A 16,463-nucleotide genomic window follows, 5' to 3' on the forward strand; every position below is an offset into this window, starting at 1 on the left:
CATCTAAAAGAGTAAATGCACAATTAAGCTCACAACATTTAAATGCATACCAGTGTTGCTTTTACATTTTGTAGGATGAAGGAAAGGAGGCTCGTCTTTATTACTACTTGGAATTGAGTGTTTGCGACACAGCGCTCAATGGAGATGAAGCAAAGTGTGAGATCACCGGAAGCCTTAGAATAGCTCATAAAGAGGCTAGAATAGATCAGGTAGGATATTATTACGTGGGCGTAGTAAGCAATATATTATAGGTATCTAATACCCTTCAAACCAACACACACATCAGTTGCGATACTCAGGTGCCTAAAGAGCTATGATTTTTAACTCCGTAATAGACAAAGTCAGAGTTAAAATCCTTAGTTTTAGCGCCAAAGACCCTTGGACCTCTTCATCATTCAGGATTGGTGTTTAACTGACGCTGCATACTTAATACAATCTGCCCAGCAGCCTCATAGTCATATTCTTCAATAAGCCGTTGTAATTCTTTAGCCAATGGAGGAAATCGAGATAATATTTCATGATGATTATCCAAGTATTCATTACTTTCGCTGTCGAAATCTTCTAATAAAGTCGCGAGTTTGTCTAAACAAAGACTCAAGGCTTTATCTGAGACCTCAGGAGTAGACTCATCATCGACCCCATTCGACGTCTCTGGATTATCTGTAAAATATTCTCGTAAGCTCTGTTGCAAAGGAACCATCTTGGCTTGTAACTGTTCAATGTCGATAGCGTTAATAAAACCACTCTCAGCTTGACCTTCGATTGACATCGCCAATTGTGATAAAGACGCCATACCCAAAGTCGCACTCACCCCTTTTATGGTATGTGCGATCCGTTCAGCATCCTGAAGTCGCTCCTCTAGATTAGCCAATACTAAGCTATCAATCACATCCTGCTGAGAGAACTTGCTAAGAAGTTTGCAATAGAGGGACTTGCTACCATTAGCATTCGCGAGGCCAACAACCGTGTCGATACCTTCTATGTCTGGTAAGGGTATATCAACATGATGCTGTACCAAGCGATGATCGAGTATTTGCGTCTCCGGCGGACGCTCCCCTAGATTGATCCATTTAGCCAGCACCGCAAACAAGTTATTCACATTAATCGGTTTAGAAATGTGATCATTCATCCCCGCATCGATGGCTTTTTGCCGATCGCCAGCCAAAGCGTTAGCCGTAAGTGCAATAATTGGTAAATCAGCAAGCGCTAATTGATGGCGGATAACTTTGGTTGCAGTATAACCATCCATAATCGGCATTTGACAATCCATCAACACCCCATCCACATGGTGAGTCCTGAGGTATTCAACGGCTTCTGCCCCATCACAACATAGCTGACTATGAATTTGATTTGATTCGAGCAGTTCGATAATTAACTCTTGGTTAATATCATTGTCTTCAACCACCAATATATTGGCTCCGACTAAGTTGGCAATATCTTGATTAGCCCCCTGCAACTTAACTTCTCGTCGTGTTTGTTCAAATATTTCAATTTTTCTTACCTGAATAATGGTGTCAAATAAATGAGAAGGCGTAACCGGTTTGGTTAATATTGCGTCAAGAGGTACCCCTTTGGCCTCTTGACTCAGCTCTTCGCGGCCAAAAGCAGTAATCATGATCACGTCTGGATCCAATCCCAGTTGTCTGATGCGCCGAACCGTTTCCACACCGTCCATATCCGGCATTTTCCAATCCATAAACACCATGTCTACCGTGACGTCCGGCGCAAAGGATTGCAGTAAAGCCAAAGCATCTTTCCCCCCGGCGGTCGAGTGGACGCTTAAGCCAAAACTTTGCAAGACTTGTACGTTAATTTGTCGAGCACTTTGGTTATCATCCACAACTAGGGCGGTTAAATGCGATAAGCTGGCATGCGTGGTGGCATTGACCAGCAGTGTATTATCTTGAGTCAACATTGGTAACTCAAAATAAAAACTACTCCCTTGACCAACCTCACTCTTCAACGCAATCTTCCCTCCCATAAGTTCTGTTAATTTCAAACAGATAGCCAAGCCCAAACCAGTTCCGCCATGCTTACGAGTGGTCGAACTGTCGGCCTGAGAGAAAGGTTTAAATAGCTTCTCTTGTTGTGCCGGCGACATCCCAATCCCTGTATCAGTCACCGCAAAGTGTAATCGTATTGCATTTTCCGTCAGTTCAGACCCCTCAATTTTCAACACCACAACGCCTTGTTCGGTAAATTTAATAGCATTGTTACACAGGTTAACCAATACTTGAGTGAGTCGTAAGGAATCACCAATCAGCGCCGTTGGTATATTGGGATCGATATCAAACAGTAACTCTAAGCCTTTTTGTTCGGCCTTTAAGCCCACCAAATTAGCTAAATTATCTAACACGTCTTCTAAGCGAAATCCCACCGACTCAATATCCAGTTTACCCGCCTCTATTTTCGAAAAATCTAAAATATCATTGATGATCCCCAACAAGGCTTCCGCAGAGCGATGAACCTTATCGATATAATTACGCTGTCTTGGGTCGAGTTGCGTTTCCAAAGCGAGGTAAGACATCCCAATAATTGCGTTCATAGGGGTACGAATTTCATGTGACATGTTGGCTAAGAAGTCACTTTTCGCCTGACTTGCCGCATCAGCCTGCGCTCTCGCATCATTCAGCGCCTCCTCTAATTGCTTGATTTCATCAATATCGACATGAATACCACTAATCCGCAGTGGCCGACCTTCACTGTCGACTTCAGACACACGGCCAATACTTAATATCCACCGATACTCGCCGTTTTTACAACGAAGACGTATTTCGTTACGCAAAAAATCACTTTTGTCGGCTAAATGTTCGGCTAACTTTTCTTCGGTACTCAATACATCATGCGGGTGAATCAAACTTAACCAAGTGTGAGTATCATTTTTCAAACGGGCCCATAAACCCACGCCATCCCGAAGTTCACCGGCTTGATAACCAAGCATGCTTTCATAGATATTATTCACCTCGATCCGATCTTCTTGCGGGTAATAATCCCACATTCCCAAACCTGCGCCAGAAGCAGCAGAATCTAAACGCTCTTCACTCTCACGCAGTTGTGCCTCAACCTGCTTAAGGTCTGAAATATCGAAGATCACCCCATCGGAATAGCTGTGCTGGCTATCTTGGTCATGTGATACCACCGCTTTGTGTAATACGTGCCGTACAGTACCTGCCGCATCAATAATTCGAAATTCTTGGGATATTTGACCGCCATGGCGATAGGCCTCACTCACCGATGCTAAGGCTTGCGCTTTATCTTCGGGGTGAATTAAGTCTCGATAGTTGCGTTTTGGATGTTTCCCGATAAAGTCTTGATGTGGGTAGCCAGTCTGTTCTTCAATACGTTCACTCAGGTATAACCAATCTTTTCCGCCATCCTCGAGTGATTGCATACGATACACCACGCATTGCAGATTATTGGTTAACGTTCTAAATTGCCGCTCACTATCCGCCAATTCTTGCTGAGCTTTTTTGCGAGCAGTGATATCTCGAACCACCCCTGTAAAATGACGCTGACCCTTTAAATAGATCTCTTTAACCGTTAATTCCATAGGAAACGGTTCACCGCCCTTACGAAGTCCAAACACTTCTCGTTCATTGCTAAATACAAAGGAACCATTTGTTGACTGATATTGGCTCAAATAAGCATCATGGTCGACGGAAATATCATTTGGCATCAATAGATTAACATTTTTACCAACAATTTCTGCCTCACGATAGCCAAAAATATGCTCGGCTGCGGGACTAAAACTACTGATGATCCCGCGCTGGTCAATTAAAATAATACCATCAGCAATCGTGTCGACAATGGTTCGGATCCGCTCTTCATTATCCGCTAACGCAAGCCGTGCTAAGTAACGTTCGGTGACATCTGTAAGTGACACTTTCACTTCCGCAACTTGATTACTCCCCTTTCTTCGCGGTGTCATACTAACGCTCAGATGTAATTCACGACCATCTGGTGCCTTAATCATCAAGTTTCTATCCGTCAGACTCTGGCCATCTATCACCTCATCTAATAGCTGTTGCGATTTTTGCTGTTGCTGTGGGTCAGCAGCAAAATCTTGCCACCGGTGCTGTTCAAAAAAACTGCGTTCGACACCTAACAATTCTGCAAAATTATGATTGTGCTTTAAAAATACGCCTTCCGTTGACAACGATGCATAGGCCACAGGGGCATTTTCATATAGATCCCATAAGGTTTGTTCTCGCTCTTGTAACTCCGCAGTTCGTTGCTTCACCTGTTGTTCCAAATCGATATTCGATCGCTTCAGCCGCAAATTAAGCTTTCTCACTAAACCAAACACTAAGACAAACAGAAACAAACTAAATGTAAGAGTTGCAGCAAGTAGCAACAATACAATGTTGCGAAAATGAGAATAGCCTTGCATCACTTCTTGATAATCGATCTCAGAAACAATGCCGATCTCCATGTCCCTATCCCAGTGCCAAGCACCTACCACCGCAACACCGCGATAATCAAGATAGTGAACGAAATTTCCCCCAGTTTGCTTATTTAGGACCCCATAACCACTCTCCGTCCACTCTTGTTGTACTGAGTCACCATTCGGAACCTGTAACTTAATATTTAAAACTGAGGATTGACCGGTCTCTAATAGCCCTAGTTCGCGTAGCTGCGCCTCAAATTTACTTGGTGAGACTAGAAATCCGGAGCGACTCACTAAATAAGTTTCACCCGTTTCACCTACCCTCGCTCCCTCTAACAGACTGCTAAACTCTTGCTCTGGATCCAAGCGTAAACTAAGTAATGCCACCACTTGCCCATCACCATTTCGAATGGGAGCAACAATAAACATTGTCGAATGGCTATTGCCCCGCGGCCCTTTAAATCGCTCTTGATCACCCTCTTGCAGCCTGATCGGTGGAATTAACACGGTATCACCTGCAAATGCTCGGGTTAATAAATGTGGATAATAGCGAGTAATGTCATTGATTTCGCCTATCTCATCGTCATGCATCGATGCGATATTAATCCGCTGCTGTGAAATAATGACAAAACCAAGATCATCAAAAATAGAACGGTAATTAGCAACGGTTTGACGCAGGCCCGCCAAGGCAGGATTTTCGATTAAACTTTGTTTGGAATGCTCCGCTTCAAGTAACACATATGAGAAATGTTGAAAAGCTGGATCGTGAGCAATGATATCAACTTTCGCTTGCCACGATTGCATCCATTCATCCAAGCCTGCATCAGTGGTATCGAGTATCGACTCCACCACATTTTCCACTTGCACGAAGCGATGATGTTTTAATTGCATCAATCCAATACTAGTGATCGCCGCAATCACACCAATGGCGGACACCACCACCACTAAAATAACCAATATACTTTTACGAGAACTAAAAAGAGCACTCAAATTTTCGATAGAACTAGTACGTAATTTATTTAAAAAGAAACCGACCACAATTAACAAAATCAGTAGGGTAAATAACGACTGCAACATTGTCATATCTCATCCTTGAAATAGCATACAGCTCAGTGAACACAACAGCTAAAACCAACAAACTTAACTATATTGCTGATATATTTCTAAATATAGTTTAGTTACTCTCGAAGCGGTTTATCTTTATATAATCCATTTTGTGGTCTCGAGGTCATCTTCATGGGTTCCTCAGTCAATAACTTGCAACAAAGGCCCTCAAAATGAGTCTGTGAATCTAGAGCAATACCCACTACTTCAAATGATGAAAGTAGCAGCATTAAAAAAGTGGCTTACTGTATGCAAACTAAACACTCAATCCTGAGAGCAAGTTTGTTCACTCTGTTTTATGGTAAGGTTAGTTTTATTAAAACAGTGAAGCATCTACAAAGCGTGACGATAGACCAATGAACCAACAAACTTTTTTATTTCACGACTATGAAACTTTCGGAATTCACCCAGGGCGAGATCGACCCTGCCAATTTGCCGCAATTCGGACCGATTTGGAGCTAAATCCGATTGGCGAACCAATTGAATTATTTTGCCAACCGGCAAATGACTACATTCCTCAACCACAAGCTTGCTTAGTGACTGGCATTACCCCGCAGCAGGCATTACAAAAAGGGATGATAGAGAGCGAATTCATCGACAAAATTAACCAAGAGTTTAGTCAACCAGGAACCTGTGGCGTAGGTTACAACAGCATTCGCTTTGACGATGAAGTGACTCGCTACACTTTATTTAGAAACTTTCTCGACCCCTATGAACGCGAATGGAAAAATGGTAATTCACGTTGGGATCTGATTGATATGGTTCGTGCTTGTTATGCGCTACGCCCCGATGGTATCGAGTGGCCCACTGACGCGAACGGTATCGTAAGTTTTCGACTCGAATTACTCACTGCGGCCAACGGTTTAAGCCATGCCAATGCTCATGATGCTGTTTCCGATGTGTATGCAACCATTGCTATGGCTAAACTGATCAAAGATAAACAACCTAAGTTGTTCAGCTATTTACTTAATATGCGGAATAAAAAGATGGTTGCAGAAAAATTTGATTTATTAAATAACAAACCCTTAGTTCATATTTCCGGCATGTTTGGTGCCACACAAGGCTGCGCATCTTGGATCCTCCCTATCGCTTGGCACCCGGTTAATAAAAATGCAATGATTGTGGTGGATTTGAACCAAGACGCCAGTGTATTACTCGCGCTCAACGCTGAGCAAATTAACCAACGCCTTTATACTGCCCGTGCCAATTTAGCTGCAGATGAACTACCGATCCCGGTCAAACTGGTCCACACCAATAAGTGTCCGGTGTTAGCCCCCGCCAGTACCTTAACGCCTGAACGAGCGGAACAATTGGGTTTAAATCGATCACAATGTCGCCAAAGCCTCGATCTATTAGTTAACAATAAATTGCTAATTCAAGAAAAATTGAACCAAGTATTTTCGCTAGAGAGTGAATTCGCCGAGGATGACAATCCTGATACCAGTTTATACCGAGGATTTGTTGGCAACGCAGACAAAAATTTAATGCAAGTATTACGCGATAGTGACCCCAATCTAATTTCCAAGGAACGGTTTCAATTTGCCGATCCTCGCTTAAATCGCTTGCTATTGCGTTTTAAAGCAAGAAATTACCCCGAGTGCTTAAGCGAAGACGAACTTCAGCAATGGCAAGCTCACCGACAAATCGTATTAAGTGAACAAATGAGTCAAATATTACCAAACTTAGAAGACTTATTAATTGAGCATCAAAATGACCCGAACAAGACTCAGATCTTAAAAAGGCTCTATGACTATATACAATTACTTTAAAATGTGAGCAAACAACTAGCTTAAGCCAAACCTTTCGCTATAATTGATTCACTAGATCACAACAATTACTGACGATTGATGGAACAAACTCAGCAATTAAAAGCATCGACAGTCAAGGCATTTGCCTTGGCGCTTAGTTTGTTGTTTGGTTGTATTACAACTTGTCACGCCACAGAAAATAAGCAACCCATACGCCCTTCTTCATTATTGAGGCTGAGTGCAGAACAATTTGCATTGTTAGGTCATCTATTCGAACAGGCCTATCAAAAAACTGATTTTTCTCCCACCTTAACCAATAGTTACTTTGCAGAATCTGACTTATACGAACTGGTTGCAATTCCAGTGGTTCAAACGCCCTTCAACTCATTTCGTTTAGAATTATTTAGCCATATCTACGACCCTAAGTACTCAGTCTATACTCAGCTACATAAAGACTCCATCTACCATGGTTTGGGCCGTCGCCAATTAGCCTACTTAGCCGACAAATCTGAGTTTGCAGTTGGTCTAGGTTTTGTTGCCCCATTAAGTGAATATCTCTCACTAAAAACCATTATTTCTAATCACGATATTCCTGGTTATGGCGATAGTAAGTTTTCCTTAGGTTTTGAGTTTAAGTACTAAAACGCTAACAACTTGAAACACTCCAGTCTCCCATCCATAACTTGTAAAGCTCGACCCTCATTCACTAACTTTGCTCAATGCCTTACGCTCAATCGTGAAAAACCAAATCATCAATGATCAACATCTTTAGTTACCTTGGTATCTCGGTAGTTGAGTTAAGGTGAAAATAGGCAGAAATGTTAAGTCAATGATCGTTGCGACAATTATAATCAAAGACTTGATAAACGAATGATTGTTATCGCTCGCGAGCAACATCGAGGAACCTTATATGTCACCTAACAAGCTCCAAGATCCAGCCTTACTACAAGCCTTACAACGAGTTTTATTCACAGAACAAGTGCCTCACATGCTAAACAGTGCTCAAAGTGCGGCTTTATGCAAACAACTAAGTTGTAGTGTTCTCGAGCTTGCTGAAAGAATGCTTCCTTTAGCAGCAAGCTTCGCGGTAACACCAAAATCTCATTTTAACGTTGGCGCGATTGCTATCGATACACAACAACAGCTATTTTTGGGCGCAAACTATGAGTTAGCTTATGGCCCATTAACGGGCAGCCTACATGGCGAACAAAGTGCTATTTTCAATGCTTTGAGCCATCAAGCCAGCTCGATAGAAAGTCTGGTGATTAATGCCGCCCCTTGCGGTTATTGCCGCCAATTCATGAATGAACTGGAAAATGCAAAAGACTTGCAGATCCGCTTTAATCAGCAAAACTACCGCCTACCGCAATTACTCCCTGAATCATTTGGCCCAGGGGATCTTGGCATTACTGCTCCTTTACATCACTTAGCGCTCAGCGATGCACATAAGCCGAGTGATTTTGCCAAAGCCAGTTATGCTCCCTATAGCCACACTCAAAGCGCAATGTTCGCTTATCAAGGCGATAAATTGCTCGCTTGGAGCTGTTATATCGAAAACGTTGCTTTTAGCCCTTCTCTCTCTCCGCTTCTCACTTTATTATCTCAACTGAATTTAAATCATCTGAGCTTAGACAAAGTTGAGCGCTTTGAATTATGGGAACATAACGACAATCGGTTTAGTTTTAAGCAAGAATTACAGAATTTCGCAGAATATTCTGAAAAACCCATGACTCATCATGGTTACTCTAAAACATAGGAGCATCTAAATGTTAGGAACTGCGCTTAGCGTTTCTGGAACGAAAGTGTTATTACTTGGGGCGGGCGAACTCGGTAAAGAAGTTGCCATTGAACTACAACGTTATGGCGTTGAAATTATCGCCGTTGACCGTTATGCAAATGCCCCAGCGATGCACCTTGCTCATCGCAGTTATGTCATCGATATGTTAGATGGCGAAGCCTTAAAAGCCATCATCATCAAAGAACAACCGCAACACATTGTTCCAGAGATTGAAGCAATTGCGACTCAAACCCTCGTTGAGTTAGAGCAACAGGGTTTTGCTGTAACGCCCACCGCAAGAGCGACTCAATTAACCATGAATCGCGAAGGGATCCGCCGCTTAGCCGCAGAAACATTGCAGCTGCCAACATCTGCTTATCAATTTGCCGATAGCTTGGAGGACTGCCAACAGGCGGTCGCCAAGGTAGGATTACCTTGTGTATTAAAACCGGTAATGAGCTCTTCAGGTAAAGGCCAGTCGACACTTCGTAATAGTAATGATGTCACTGCGGCTTGGGATTACTCGCAGCAAGGCGGCCGTTCCGGTGCAGGACGAATTATCGTTGAAGGTTTTGTTGATTTTGACTACGAAATCACCTTACTCACGGTAAGCGCCATCGATGGCATTCATTTTTGCGCACCTATTGGCCATCGCCAACAAGATGGTGATTACCGCGAGTCTTGGCAGCCACAACAAATGTCTGAGCAAGCGCTGGCTAAATCTCAAGAAATAGCTCATAAGATTGTTAGCGAATTAGGCGGCTATGGTCTGTTTGGTGTTGAACTATTTATTAAAGGCGACCAGGTTTACTTTAGTGAGGTTTCCCCTCGCCCACATGATACTGGAATGGTGACTTTAATTTCTCAAGACTTATCTGAATTTGCCCTGCATGCCAAAGCCATCTTGGGCCTGCCGATCAAACAAATCCACCAATTTGGCGCCAGCGCTTCGGCGGTGATCATGGGAGAAGGCCAATCCAAAGATATTAAGTTTAGCGGATTAAGCGAAGCTTTAGACTTAGCCAATAGCCAGGTACGCTTATTTTCTAAACCCGAAATTAATGGCCAACGCCGCTTGGGCGTCGCGCTCAATCGCGCCGATAGCATCGAGCAAGCGGTTAGTCATGCCAAACAAATTGCAGCAGCGATCAAGGTTCATTACTAACAATGACGGCGGACTCATTTTCTTTAAATGAAGAGGAGCTGGCGCTATTATTAGCGCCAACTACTCTACCCGCTAATTCAAAGCTACTCCGAGTATTGTGGTTTCAGCAGCCTCTTTTTCAAGTCAATTATCCTATCGATCATATTCAAGTCTCTCACTTAGAAGAGCTACAGCTGCAACTTCAACAAACCAACGAATTTGATGCCATTGTATTTAACTGCATCCAACTCAATAGTGCTCAGTTAAGCCTGTTAGCTAACTTGCTAGAAGAGCAATCGCAAATGTCGGTATTTTTGGTTGGCAAACTGCCAGATATGGCCTTCGATATTGCAGATTTCACCTACTGCGCTGAACAAATTGAGTTTGAAGAACAATTCACTTTCTGGTGTTACAAAATTAATCGGCAATATCAACGATGGCTCAATAATAAACGACTTTACTGGTATAGTCCGGAGCCAGACTCATCGTTCGCAGAACAACTGTCCCACTTACAATTTACCAATAATCACCGCTGGTGGCCCCAACAAGAGAATTTAAGACATCAATTACGGCAGGCCAATCTAGTATTAGTCGTGGTATATGACAATGACCCTAATTTGGTTGAGGTTATCGAAATATTAGCTTCTGTACTACATCGCCCCGGCTTATTTTTAGTTTTTCAAAGCAACTCTCGACTACGCAGTAGCATTATTTTGCTAGCAAAACATTATGGCTTAAATCTCTACACCTGTTTCGAGCAAAGCTTATTCCAACAACAAGTGGCTTACCTGAGCCGTCAATTTTTCCGACGTTACCGCCATAAACTCAACCAGCAAGAACAAGCCGCCGAGCATCGTTGTTACCTGATTAAAAATATTGATGATCAACAATTATTTGGTTATTGGGATTGGCCGATTCTCCAGCAACCATCCGACTCCGATAGACCATCAAGCAAGCCAGCGCTATTCAATGCCAACTATTGGCCGTATTTTAAACAGCAGCTAACAAGCAATCACGCTTCCCTGAATCACCTCGCAACGCATTATCCTCAACAAATTTTAGTCTTTAGTCCAGATTTACCGATGGATCATCTTTCGAGATTAATCCGCTTAAAGCAACAGCACTTTCAACTGGCTTGGCAGCCCAACTTAATCGCTCAATTAAAGAATCAAGTAACCGTATTCGAACTGATCGACATCTTGGTATTATCCTTAGATATGTGGATCTTACTGAATATCAACAACGATAATAAAGACTTTTGGCAACAACTAAAGCTGCATTGCCAGGAACATCATATTGCGCTTGCCATTCTTGGCGTACAGCCTAATCTAATTCAATACTGGCGAGATAAAGGCTTTGATTTATTGATCCATCGAGAAGAAGATCAAATCGTTAAGCCGAAGGATAGTTGATGTTGGGGGAATGATTCATTGTACGGGGTGATTGCTTACGTTTGATTGATTCAAGAGTGTATAAAAATGGCAGGCATGCCAAAAAGTTTAGCATGCCTCAATCACAATTATTTCAATCATTAAGCTACTGGTGTTAACCAATCGAGTAAATTAGCACGTTTTCCAGTCACGGCTTCAAAATAGGTCGATTGCAACTGCTCGGTAATTGGGCCACGCTGACCATTACCAATTTGACGGCCATCCAATTCGCGAATTGGTAATACTTCAGCCGCAGTTCCAGTAAAGAAAGCTTCGTCAGCGATATACACTTCATCGCGGGTAATTCGTTTTTCAATCACTTGATAACCATAGCTTTGCGCAATTTGAATGACGGTTTTGCGAGTAATCCCATCTAAGCAAGAGGTTAACTCCGGTGTATAGATAACACCATCACGCACCATAAAGAAGTTTTCACCACTGCCTTCTGCAACGTAACCTTCTGGATCGAGTAACAAAGCCTCTTCACAACCACAATCCAAGGCTTCTTTTAAAGCCAACATCGAATTAATATAATTACCATTGGCTTTGGCTTTCGTCATTGCAATATTCACGTGATGGCGAGTATAAGACGAGGTGCGGATCTTAATCCCCAATTCTTTAGACTCTGGTGACATATAGGCTGGCCATTCCCAGGCAGCAACGATCACGTGGGTACTTAAATTATCAGCCCGTAAGCCCATCCCTTCCGAACCATAGAAACACATTGGACGTAAGTAGGCATGCGCAAGTTTGTTTTCTCTTACCACTGCCCGCTGCGCTTCATTTATGTCTTGTTTAGAATAAGGCAGCTTCATATTTAAGATGTGCGCAGAACGGAATAGACGATCAGTATGTTCTTGCAACTTAAAGATACACGCGCCCTGATCATCGGTGGCATAAGCCCTCACGCCTTCAAACACACCTAAACCATAATGTAAGGTATGGGTTAACACGTGAACTTTCGCTTCGCGCCAAGGTACCATTTCACCATCAAACCAAATCAATCCGTCGCGGTCTGCCATCGACATATGTGCGTCTCCTAATTACTGTCTTCTTATCATCAGGCTACCATCATATTGGAGTCATTGTGCCGCTGCAACAGGTCTCACAATTCTAGACCATAAGGTCGGCCATAAGCAGTGATTAAATTCAAAACTAAGTTTGCGATAGTTGATTGATGAGACTTGATGGACGGACTCGAAAAACGTTTGCGACGCGGTTTAAACATGGTGCCAATCTAACTGATGATTAGTTCGTTCTTGCTGAGCTAAATCACCGTTAGCTGCGTGATGTATCTAGTGATTAGAGCCACTCGTTACTGCACTTCGTGCCTAGTATCAGCCGCTTTATTCTGCGCAATAAGTTGAGCATATAATGAATCAGATTGGTATTAGATAGAACCATCACAACGATGATGAAAACGGCTTAGAAGATGAAGCGTTAGCTCAAACTTAGAGGGAGGGGGTAATTAAAACAAAAATAACTACCCGCGGGGAATTTAAGCGACTTGGTAATATTTAGGTGTCACTTCTAATTGTTTGTTGATGATCTGTTTCGCCATACGCGCACAACGACCGCATTCGGAAGCAACCCCGAGCTGTTCACGCACGTCGCTCAAACTTTCGCAGCCTTGTTCAACCGCCTGCTTAATTTGCTTATCTGTGATGCTATGACATAAACATACAAACATGAATTAATCCTCATCCCCATCAATAGCTAAATTATATTGCGAACTATTATCATTCGCAATATTTTTTTACAATTTAGCAGAAAATCAGATAATCGCCACTGTAGAACTATAATAAACCAACTAAAATTTACAGCGCAATTAAGCCATGTAGCTTGTTTAAACAGGGTTATCGACATCGATAAAACGAACATCTAACTGATGCTGCTCGGCGAGCCATTCTCCTAAGGCTTGAACCCCATAACGTTCGGTGGCATGGTGCCCAGCTGCAAAATAATCAATCTGCATCTCTCTGGCAGTGTGTACCGTATTTTCAGAGATCTCTCCGCTCACAAAGGCATCAAGTCCCTGCTCCGCAGCTAAACCTAAATACGACTGGCCACCCCCCGTGCAAATACCCACTTTATGAATTTTTCGCTGATTCGAAATATGTAAGGGCTTACGCTGTAACACGGCTTCGATCTGCGCAGCAAAAGCCTCTCCGGAAATGGGTTCAGCCAACTTGCCTACCATCGCCACGCTGCGAGGATCCCAGGGTTCTAAACCCCGTGTCAGTGTCATGCCCAGTCGCTTAGCCAATTGAGCGTTGTTGCCTAATTCCGGATGAACATCTAAAGGTAAGTGATAGGCATAGAGATTAATATCATGCTTGAGCAAAGCCTGCAGGCGACGGCGCTTCATACCAGTGACAACCGCTGCTTCATTTTTCCAGAAAAAGCCATGATGCACTAAAATAGCATCAGCTTTATGAGCAATCGCCTGATCGATCAAGGCTTGGCAAGCCGTCACCCCGGTAACGATGCGCTGCACCGATTCACGCCCTTCAACCTGTAGACCATTCGGGCAATAATCTTTAAATTTAAAGCTATCGAGATGTTGATTCAGGATATTTTCTAATCGAGTATTTTTCATTCGGCTCACTCACAATGGTTTGTCTGTATTGTAAGTAGCAGCAAGCTCTAGAAACAAGTACTTAGCCTAAATATCATCACTGTAGCTCACTTAATACAGAACAAACTGATTGATCCGCTCAGCCTGCTGCATCCAAGCTGGCAAATTATTACGTTTAACCCATTGTCGATGTAAGGCACTATAAAATGGAGCTCGTAATCCTAATAGTGCGATCCATGGGAACAATAGAGTACCCACAAGTAGTAATACACTACGACGCAGCCAAATAAGCGGGAGAGAATATTGTTTACTCATAGAACGACCTCAACTGGTTAGACCAGAAAATATTAGCTGCATTTTAGTAATTAAACTACAAAAATCGTTGAAATTGACTAAAAAAAACACTTATAGTTTGATTATTTGTAAATATAATAACAAAAGAGAAACATAAATGGATTCAAATACCTTGCAAGAAGATTTGCAATGGTGCTTAAATGCACGGCCATTACTTCCCTATTCGCTACCCTATAGTGTAAATCTGGCTTGGCAGCAGCAATGGAAAAGTGCCCTATTCAACCAATTAAACAGATTACCTTCGATTAAACCTCACCCACGTTTAGGTTTATATTTTGAACAGCTATGGCGAGCCTTAATAAAACGACATCCCGATTGGCAGTTATTAGCCGATAATATCCCCGTACAAGAAAATGGAAAGACGCTGGGTGCGATTGATTTCTTACTCGTAAATCATCGGCAGCAAAAGGTTGAACATTGGGAATTAGCCCTAAAATTTTATTTGGCCGTAAAAAGTAACAGTAGTGCCTACAATTATGTTGGCCCAAACCTGCAAGATCGGCTAAGCAACAAGCTAAGTAAACTGTTACTCAAACAGATCCCTCTCGGCCGTCATCCACAAATCCAAGCACTACGACAAGTTTACTCACACTATCAATTTAAACAGCGCATCATATTGTCAGGTTATCTGTTCGAGCAAGCGCCGGAACGCAGTGAAACACTGCAGAGTCTCCATTGGTATAGTCATCAACAATGGCGAAAAAATCATCGAGGAGAAGATTGGTGTGAACTCAATAAACAGCAATGGTTAAGCCCGCCGGCTCATCAGTTAGAGCCCATTAAATCAACAAGCTGGCAAATCGATCGGCCAGTGCAACTGTATTGTCCACAACAACAGAAAAGAATTTTTGTTTGCCCTGACGAATGGTTCATCAGGGCAAAAGCGAGTTAGGAATAAGAGATAACTTAAGCTTTATTCTCGTCCAGAGAATATTCGCGCATCATCGCTTCAACCGTTTCAACCATGTTGGTACTGCCACAGAAAAAAGGAACACGTTGATGTAACTCAGTCGGCTCAATATCCATAATTCGATTAAAGCCATCACTGGCTTTACCGCCTGCTTGCTCAATAAGGAAGGCCATTGGGTTGCACTCATACAATAAGCGTAGCTTCCCGGAGGGCGCAGACGCTGTTGAAGGATAAATGTAGATCCCCCCCTTAAGCAAGTTACGATGGAAATCAGACACTAAAGACCCAATGTAACGAGAGGTATAGGGGCGATTAGTATTCGGTTCAATCTCTTGACAATATTTGAGGTACTTCTTCACCCCAGTTGGAAACTTAAGGTAATTCCCTTCATTAATCGAATAGATAATCCCATCTTTAGGGATCGTCATGTTCTCGTGGGATAAATAGAATACACCTAAAGATGGATCGCAGGTAAAACCATGTACGCCATGACCCGTGGTATAGACCAACATAGTTGATGAACCATAAACCACGTAACCAGCCGCGACCTGACGATAGCCTGGTTGCAAAAAGTCTTCTAATACAACAGGGGAACTACAAGGACTGATCCGTCGATAAATAGAAAAAATAGTGCCTACCGATACATTCACATCAATATTAGAAGAACCATCTAAGGGGTCCATCAGAACAACGTATTTACTGTCGATAGAACGAGTACTATCAAAACTAACAAATTCATCTTCTTCTTCAGAAGCGACACCACATACTTCACCCCTTGCTTCCAATGCCGCTTTAAACATTTCATTGGCATAAAGATCGAGCTTTTGTTGTACTTCTCCTTGTACATTTTCTACGCCAGTTGCGCCAATAATATCGACTAAACCAGCCTTATTGATTTCGCGGTTAACCACCTTTGCGGCTAAACGAATCGCCCCAAGCAGTTGGGTCAGCTCTCCCGTAGCTTCAGGAAACTGGTGCTGCTTCTCAATTATGTATTCACCCAGAGTTATCATTTGTATCCCTATTTATTG

The 16,463-nt window shown here is 42.7% G+C and carries 12 protein-coding genes; 6 read left to right on the forward strand and 6 right to left on the reverse strand.

The features are described 5' to 3' along the window. Positions 1–391 precede the first annotated feature (391 nt). The gene (locus ACRRS1_RS11950) at positions 392–5,470 is read right to left on the reverse strand and encodes a PAS domain S-box protein (protein WP_432467750.1); all 5,079 of its coding nucleotides are present in this window, start codon (positions 5,468–5,470) and stop codon (positions 392–394) included. 377 nt (positions 5,471–5,847) lie between these two features. Between ACRRS1_RS11950 and sbcB the strand changes: the two genes are divergently transcribed. The 5 genes from sbcB (at position 5,848) to ACRRS1_RS11975 (ending at position 11,572) form a co-directional block, all read left to right on the forward strand. After that, positions 5,848–7,260, forward strand: coding sequence for an exodeoxyribonuclease I (gene sbcB, locus ACRRS1_RS11955; RefSeq protein WP_432467749.1), 1,413 nt, complete (start codon positions 5,848–5,850; stop codon positions 7,258–7,260). Positions 7,261–7,338: 78 nt separating this feature from the next. Continuing rightward, positions 7,339–7,881, forward strand: a complete 543-nt coding sequence (locus ACRRS1_RS11960; RefSeq protein ID WP_432463126.1) for a hypothetical protein — start codon at positions 7,339–7,341, stop codon at positions 7,879–7,881. A gap of 268 nt (positions 7,882–8,149) precedes the next feature. Further along, complete coding sequence (gene cdd, locus ACRRS1_RS11965) at positions 8,150–8,995, forward strand: cytidine deaminase (RefSeq protein ID WP_432467748.1); 846 nt, start codon at positions 8,150–8,152, stop codon at positions 8,993–8,995. A 10-nt stretch (positions 8,996–9,005) separates the two neighbouring features. Continuing rightward, positions 9,006–10,181 carry a formate-dependent phosphoribosylglycinamide formyltransferase gene (purT, locus tag ACRRS1_RS11970; protein WP_432467747.1) on the forward strand — a complete coding sequence of 392 codons (1,176 nt, stop codon included), beginning with the start codon at positions 9,006–9,008 and terminating at the stop codon, positions 10,179–10,181. A gap of 2 nt (positions 10,182–10,183) precedes the next feature. Further along, entirely contained in the window at positions 10,184–11,572 is a 1,389-nt protein-coding gene (locus ACRRS1_RS11975; RefSeq protein ID WP_432467746.1) for a hypothetical protein, read from the forward strand. A 119-nt stretch (positions 11,573–11,691) separates the two neighbouring features. Here the strand turns inward: ACRRS1_RS11975 and ACRRS1_RS11980 are convergent, their stop codons facing one another. From ACRRS1_RS11980 to ACRRS1_RS11995, 4 genes are all read right to left on the reverse strand, one after another. Further along, positions 11,692–12,618, reverse strand: a complete 927-nt coding sequence (locus ACRRS1_RS11980; protein ID WP_432452957.1) for a branched-chain amino acid transaminase — start codon at positions 12,616–12,618, stop codon at positions 11,692–11,694. A gap of 470 nt (positions 12,619–13,088) precedes the next feature. Beyond that, entirely contained in the window at positions 13,089–13,280 is a 192-nt protein-coding gene (locus tag ACRRS1_RS11985; protein ID WP_432452956.1) for a bacterioferritin-associated ferredoxin, read from the reverse strand. A 156-nt stretch (positions 13,281–13,436) separates the two neighbouring features. Then, positions 13,437–14,189, reverse strand: coding sequence for a Nif3-like dinuclear metal center hexameric protein (locus ACRRS1_RS11990; protein ID WP_432463123.1), 753 nt, complete (start codon positions 14,187–14,189; stop codon positions 13,437–13,439). A 90-nt stretch (positions 14,190–14,279) separates the two neighbouring features. Further along, a complete protein-coding gene (locus ACRRS1_RS11995) occupies positions 14,280–14,483 on the reverse strand; it encodes a DUF2517 family protein (protein WP_432452953.1) in 204 nt (67 codons plus the stop codon). 136 nt (positions 14,484–14,619) lie between these two features. On the opposite strand from ACRRS1_RS11995, the gene ACRRS1_RS12000 reads away from it, so the two are divergent. Beyond that, positions 14,620–15,414: a DUF1853 family protein gene (locus tag ACRRS1_RS12000; protein ID WP_432467745.1), complete on the forward strand. Its 795-nt coding sequence runs from the start codon at positions 14,620–14,622 to the stop codon at positions 15,412–15,414. Between the two features lie 14 nt (positions 15,415–15,428). On the opposite strand, the gene fbp is transcribed toward ACRRS1_RS12000, so the two are convergent. Beyond that, positions 15,429–16,445 carry a class 1 fructose-bisphosphatase gene (gene fbp, locus ACRRS1_RS12005; protein ID WP_432452951.1) on the reverse strand — a complete coding sequence of 339 codons (1,017 nt, stop codon included), beginning with the start codon at positions 16,443–16,445 and terminating at the stop codon, positions 15,429–15,431. Positions 16,446–16,463 lie beyond the last annotated feature (18 nt).

Origin of the sequence: Agarivorans sp. Z349TD_8, from assembly GCF_050870825.2 — a bacterium.
In the GTDB taxonomy this organism is placed as follows: Bacteria; Pseudomonadota; Gammaproteobacteria; order Enterobacterales; family Celerinatantimonadaceae; genus Agarivorans.

What these genes read in the sequence shown, in the direction of transcription:
- ACRRS1_RS11975 (WP_432467746.1), top strand. Translation starts at nt 10,184, where the DNA reads ATGACGGCGGACTCATTTTCTTTAAATGAAGAGGAGCTGGCGCTATTA.
- ACRRS1_RS11985 (WP_432452956.1), bottom strand. Translation starts at nt 13,280, where the DNA reads ATGTTTGTATGTTTATGTCATAGCATCACAGATAAGCAAATTAAGCAG.
- fbp (WP_432452951.1), bottom strand. Translation starts at nt 16,445, where the DNA reads ATGATAACTCTGGGTGAATACATAATTGAGAAGCAGCACCAGTTTCCT.
- ACRRS1_RS11995 (WP_432452953.1), bottom strand. Translation starts at nt 14,483, where the DNA reads ATGAGTAAACAATATTCTCTCCCGCTTATTTGGCTGCGTCGTAGTGTA.
- ACRRS1_RS11980 (WP_432452957.1), bottom strand. Translation starts at nt 12,618, where the DNA reads ATGTCGATGGCAGACCGCGACGGATTGATTTGGTTTGATGGTGAAATG.
- ACRRS1_RS11960 (WP_432463126.1), top strand. Translation starts at nt 7,339, where the DNA reads ATGGAACAAACTCAGCAATTAAAAGCATCGACAGTCAAGGCATTTGCC.
- ACRRS1_RS12000 (WP_432467745.1), top strand. Translation starts at nt 14,620, where the DNA reads ATGGATTCAAATACCTTGCAAGAAGATTTGCAATGGTGCTTAAATGCA.
- purT (WP_432467747.1), top strand. Translation starts at nt 9,006, where the DNA reads ATGTTAGGAACTGCGCTTAGCGTTTCTGGAACGAAAGTGTTATTACTT.
- ACRRS1_RS11950 (WP_432467750.1), bottom strand. Translation starts at nt 5,470, where the DNA reads ATGACAATGTTGCAGTCGTTATTTACCCTACTGATTTTGTTAATTGTG.
- sbcB (WP_432467749.1), top strand. Translation starts at nt 5,848, where the DNA reads ATGAACCAACAAACTTTTTTATTTCACGACTATGAAACTTTCGGAATT.
- ACRRS1_RS11990 (WP_432463123.1), bottom strand. Translation starts at nt 14,189, where the DNA reads ATGAAAAATACTCGATTAGAAAATATCCTGAATCAACATCTCGATAGC.
- cdd (WP_432467748.1), top strand. Translation starts at nt 8,150, where the DNA reads ATGTCACCTAACAAGCTCCAAGATCCAGCCTTACTACAAGCCTTACAA.